Source organism: Myxococcus sp. AM009 (assembly GCF_013372605.1).
GTDB classification, from domain to species: Bacteria; Myxococcota; Myxococcia; order Myxococcales; family Myxococcaceae; genus Myxococcus; species Myxococcus vastator.
In genome coordinates this window covers 1-4,082 of record NZ_JABXEP010000293.1, presented here as the reverse complement: position 1 = coordinate 4,082, position 4,082 = coordinate 1, and the positions used below count along the sequence as shown (strand labels likewise).

Here is a 4,082-nt window from a genome sequence, read left to right as displayed (position 1 = left end):
TGCGGACACCTCCCACGTGCGGCGCGACACCGGGTCGCCCAGCTCGCGGGTGGCGCTGGCGTGGGTGCGGCGCAGCTCCTCCACCAACGGCAGCGCGTGGGACCAGGGTGGGGCGCTGGCGGCGGTGGAGGCCTTGTCCTGGGTGAACTTGGAGGCCTCGAAGTCCGGGGGGGAGCCGGGCAGCTCGCCCTTCATGCCCTTGATGAGGATGTTGGCGGCCTCCTCGGCGGAGAGGGGGTTGAAGCCGTTGCGGCGCAGCTCCTCGTCGGAGATGACGGCGACCTCGGCCTCCTTGTCCTTGTCCTGGGCGTACTTGAGGACCAGCTCCACGTAGTCCTCGAGCTTCATGCTCACGGCCTCGGCGATCTTCTTCGTCTCCGGGTCCTTGAGCAGCTCCGCGCGAACGACCTCGATGGGCCGCTTCAGGCCGCGCTTCGGCTTTCCGGTGTTGTCCTGGGACATGCTCTTGCTCCGAGAAGGAAATGGGACAGTGCGCCGGACTCTAGCCCAGTTTCCCCGCTTCACACATTCCCGCCCACCTTGGAATGCGGGGGCCGGAGCGGGGGAGACGGCTTCACGCCCGTGTGCCCGTGACTACCTTTGGCGGCAGCGAAGGACAGCCAGAGAGACGAGGCACGCCATGGCGATTTCCAAGCGGGGGCTGGTGGACAGGGTGAAGGAGGTGGCCGTCGAGGCCGGCACGCGCGGAGCGCGGGTCCTCCTGGGCACCGCGGTGGTGACGGCTCGGGGGGTAGCCAACCTCCAGTCCAGGATTCGGGGCACGCCGACCCGAGGCCGCGTGAAGTCGGCGGGGACGCGGGGCACGGCCAAGGCGGCCCGCGGCGTCATCGAGAGTGGCAAGCCCACGAAGACGCCGGCGCGCCGCAAGTCACCGTCCGCCAAGACGGCCTCCGCGGCGGGAGCGAGCAACCCGGTGGGCCGCAAGTCCGTGCCCGCCCAGGCCGCCGCCGCCAGGCGCGGCGCCGCGAAGAAGGCGCGCCCCGCCACCAAGACGAAGCGCGGACAGAAGCACCGGCACTGAGGCGAGGCCTCAGCGGGCGGCGTTCCTGGACACGGCCTTCGCGCGCGCGCCGCCGCTCACCTTCTTCTGCTTGGGAGCGATGCGCGTCACCGTGCCCGGACGCCGGGCAATGGCCGCCTCGCGGGCCGCTTCCTCGGCGGCGCGGGCCACGGCGGCCTTCAGCGCGAGCTGTTCGGCCTGCTGTGCCCAGCGGTGCTTCAACACGTCCCGCAGCCCGTCCTTCTGCAGGTCCACCTGGGCCTTGTGCAGGCGGTAGTGCAGGTCCTCGCGCAGCGTGCCGCGCGCCAGGGCCGCGTCCGCCGAGCCGGAGACGCCCAGCACCAGCTTCGGCCGCTCCTCCTGCGTCCGCAGGCACTGCAGCAGGACGAACTGCGCGTCCCGCCCCAGCTTCGCCACGTCCGGGATGAACACCACCCCGTTGGGCTGCCGGAGCGCCTGCGGCAGCTCCGCCGCCTGCCGCACCTCCGCCAGCTCCACGTTGAAGTTGCGCGCGGCTTCCTGCGCCCAGCTGCGCCGCTCCTCTTCCGTGCCCCCATGCAGGAGCAGCGAGGAACGGTTACAGACGAGCTCCACTTCACGATAACCCTGCGGTGTCACCGGCGGCCCCCCTGCGTCTGGAAATGCGTGATTTCTAGATGCTAATCCAGACGTGCCCTTTCGGGCACGTCGGAGCCGGCACCACCTGATAATCCTTTCATGTAATGACAGGTGTTCCCGCTGTCTGGAACACCTGCCTCAGGCGGAGGGCACCACCATGACGGGCCGGCGGCAGCGGGCCACCAGCTCATGGGCCACCTCGCCCTCCAGGGCGTCCCGCAGCCGCGAGGGCTCCAGGGACGTCCCCACGCACACCAGGTCCACCCCCTCGCGCTCCGTGGCCTGGCAGATGGCCAGCGTCACGTCCTCGCCCGTCACCCCCTCCACGCTCCAGCGCACGGCCTGGGCGGTCTCGTCGCGCGGCACCAGCGCCCACAGCCGCTGGAGCACCCCTTCCCGGTCCCTCACGGGCTCGGGCAGCACGCCGTAGTGGTCCGCGAAGCCGCGGTCCTCCAGCTTGCGGCGGTGGACGTGCAGCAGGTGGACCCGCCCCCCCGGCCCCACCAGCGTGCGCGCCTGGAAGATGGCCTTGGCGCTGGCCTCGGAGAAGTCCACGGGCACCAGCACGCTGCGCGGCGCGCGGTCCGCGCGCCGGGCCTGCACCATGGGCGGCACACACACCACGGAGTGCGCCGCGTGCCGCAGCACGCCCGCGGACACCGAGCCGTGCCACAGCCGCTTCACCCCGCTGCGCTGGTGCGTGCCCACCACCATCAGGTCCACGCCGCGCGTGTGCGCCACGTGCATCAGGTGGTCCGCCGGACGGCCGAAGCCGGGCTCCAGCACCACCTCCACGCTGCCCTCGCCCACGAGCTCGCCCACCTGCTCGCGCACCTCGCGTTGCAGCACGCGCTCCACGATGGGGTCCAGCGCCTCCATGTCCTGCAGCCCTGGCTCCAGCAGCTCCACGTGCACGGGGCTGTGGATGCCCAGCCGCTCCCGCTCGTCCATGGGCGAACACACGTAGGTGGCCAGCACGTCACACGGCCCCACCCGGCGCAGTTCGCGCAGGAAGGCCACCGCGGCGCCCGTGGTGGAAGAGCCGGGGTCCACGCCCACCAGCACCAGCAGCCGCCTGCGGCCCCTGGCCCAGTCGGTCAACGCGGTGTCGCTGCGCACGGCCAGCACCGGCGCGCAGCCGTAGCGGGACAGGCGTTCGGGCACCGTGGCCCGCCGCCACGCCGAGGTGCGCCAGCCGGACGCGGCCACCACAATCCACCGCGCCTGCCGGCACTCCTCGTCGCTCAGCACCTCGTCGGCGGGGGTGCCCGTCTGCAGCCGGTAGCGCACCACCCGCGCGAGCGCCTCGAGCCGCGCAGCCTCCGCCTCCAACCGCTGCTGGGTGAGCGTCAACGCGCTGGAGCCGTCGTCGAGGAAGGCGTCGCCCTCCGCGACGCCCAGGAGCAGCAGCGGCTCTTGCAGCCGTCCCGCCACGGCCGCCGCCACGTGGGCCGCCGCGAGGGACTCAGGGGACAGGTTGGTGACACACACGATGGCCATGGCTGCCCTCCAGGTTCGGGAAGACCCTTCCCCGTGAAGGAAACGATGGCCATGGCGACGCCAGGGAGCGGGCACCCGCGCCACGCTGGCTCGCTCCAGGGCCCGGCGCACACCGCGGACGTGGGCTCGCGGGGCATGGACACGCCCCAGCGCCTGCCCGCCCGGCGCGTGCGCTAGCGCGCCACCTTGGGCGCGGCGTGCCCGTCGTGGTTGGTGTGGTCCTGCTCCTCGCCCGAGCCGCCCCGGTCATCGCTCTTGCCGAAGGTGGCCAGGAAGACCTCCTCGCCGTTGCTCGTGTAGCGGTACACCCGGCCCCACGGGTCCAGCGGCACGGAGGGCAGGTACGCGGGCACCAGCAGCGCCTCCACGTCCGCGTCTTCCGGCAGGCTCCCCTTGTCCGCGAGGTAGCGGCCCAGGGCCTCCTCCAGCACGGCGAAGTCCTGGTGGATGCGGTCGGCGTGCACGGCCTTGGAGCCGCTCAGCGCGCCCACCAGGACGGCGACCACCAACCCGAGTCCGAAGACGAGCCCCACGAACAGCACGGGGGAGCGGCGGGACGGAGGGGGCTCGTCAGACGAGGCGTTCATGACACCTTCCTATAGCCCCTTTCCGCTCGCGAGGCGCGCGTGGACTTCACCCCTTACAGGGCACGGAACAGTGGAACGGGCTGCTGCTTGCCCTTCAGCCGCACGGGAGGCAGGTCCTCGAAGGCCGTCTCGTTGGCGTCCACCAGCTCACGGGTGCGCTCCCCCACCAGGATTTCCCCCGGGCCCGCCAGCGAGCACAGCCGCGCGGCCACGTTCACCGCGTCACCGATGCAGGTGTACTCGGCGCGCACCGTGCTGCCGATGTTGCCCGCCACCACCACGCCCGAGTTGATGCCGACGCCCAGCTCCAGCACCAGCGGCTGGCCCTCGCGCCCGCCCGCCGCCCACTCCGCCTC

Annotated in this window: 7 protein-coding genes; 2 read left to right on the top strand and 5 right to left on the bottom strand. The window is 72.3% G+C overall.

Translation table 11 applies throughout. The features are described 5' to 3' along the window. Positions 1-462: hypothetical protein (locus HV824_RS35040; RefSeq protein WP_255208599.1), on the bottom strand; the 462-nt coding region annotated here is incomplete at its 3' end. Between the two features lie 178 nt (positions 463-640). Here HV824_RS35040 and HV824_RS35035 point away from each other — a divergent pair. Beyond that, entirely contained in the window at positions 641-1,042 is a 402-nt protein-coding gene (locus HV824_RS35035) for a hypothetical protein (protein ID WP_176419911.1), read from the top strand. A gap of 9 nt (positions 1,043-1,051) precedes the next feature. Here HV824_RS35035 and HV824_RS35030 read toward each other — a convergent pair whose 3' ends face one another. Both HV824_RS35030 and HV824_RS35025 read right to left on the bottom strand, forming a co-directional pair. After that, on the bottom strand, positions 1,052-1,639 hold the full coding sequence (locus tag HV824_RS35030) for a Fis family transcriptional regulator (protein ID WP_176419910.1): 588 nt from the start codon (positions 1,637-1,639) through the stop codon (positions 1,052-1,054). Between the two features lie 138 nt (positions 1,640-1,777). Continuing rightward, positions 1,778-3,139, bottom strand: a complete 1,362-nt coding sequence (locus tag HV824_RS35025; RefSeq protein ID WP_176419909.1) for a universal stress protein — start codon at positions 3,137-3,139, stop codon at positions 1,778-1,780. A gap of 51 nt (positions 3,140-3,190) precedes the next feature. Here HV824_RS35025 and HV824_RS37850 point away from each other — a divergent pair, with 51 nt between their 5' ends. Beyond that, positions 3,191-3,316, top strand: a complete 126-nt coding sequence (locus HV824_RS37850) for a hypothetical protein (protein ID WP_255208598.1) — start codon at positions 3,191-3,193, stop codon at positions 3,314-3,316. Here HV824_RS37850 and HV824_RS35020 read toward each other — a convergent pair. Together HV824_RS35020 and HV824_RS35015 are read right to left on the bottom strand one after the other, a co-directional pair. Further along, positions 3,313-3,726 carry a type II secretion system protein GspG gene (locus tag HV824_RS35020; protein WP_176419908.1) on the bottom strand — a complete coding sequence of 138 codons (414 nt, stop codon included), beginning with the start codon at positions 3,724-3,726 and terminating at the stop codon, positions 3,313-3,315. The genes HV824_RS37850 and HV824_RS35020 overlap by 4 nt on opposite strands. Before the next feature lie 53 nt (positions 3,727-3,779). Then, positions 3,780-4,082: adenylate/guanylate cyclase domain-containing protein (locus HV824_RS35015; RefSeq protein ID WP_176425210.1), on the bottom strand; the 303-nt coding region annotated here is incomplete at its 5' end.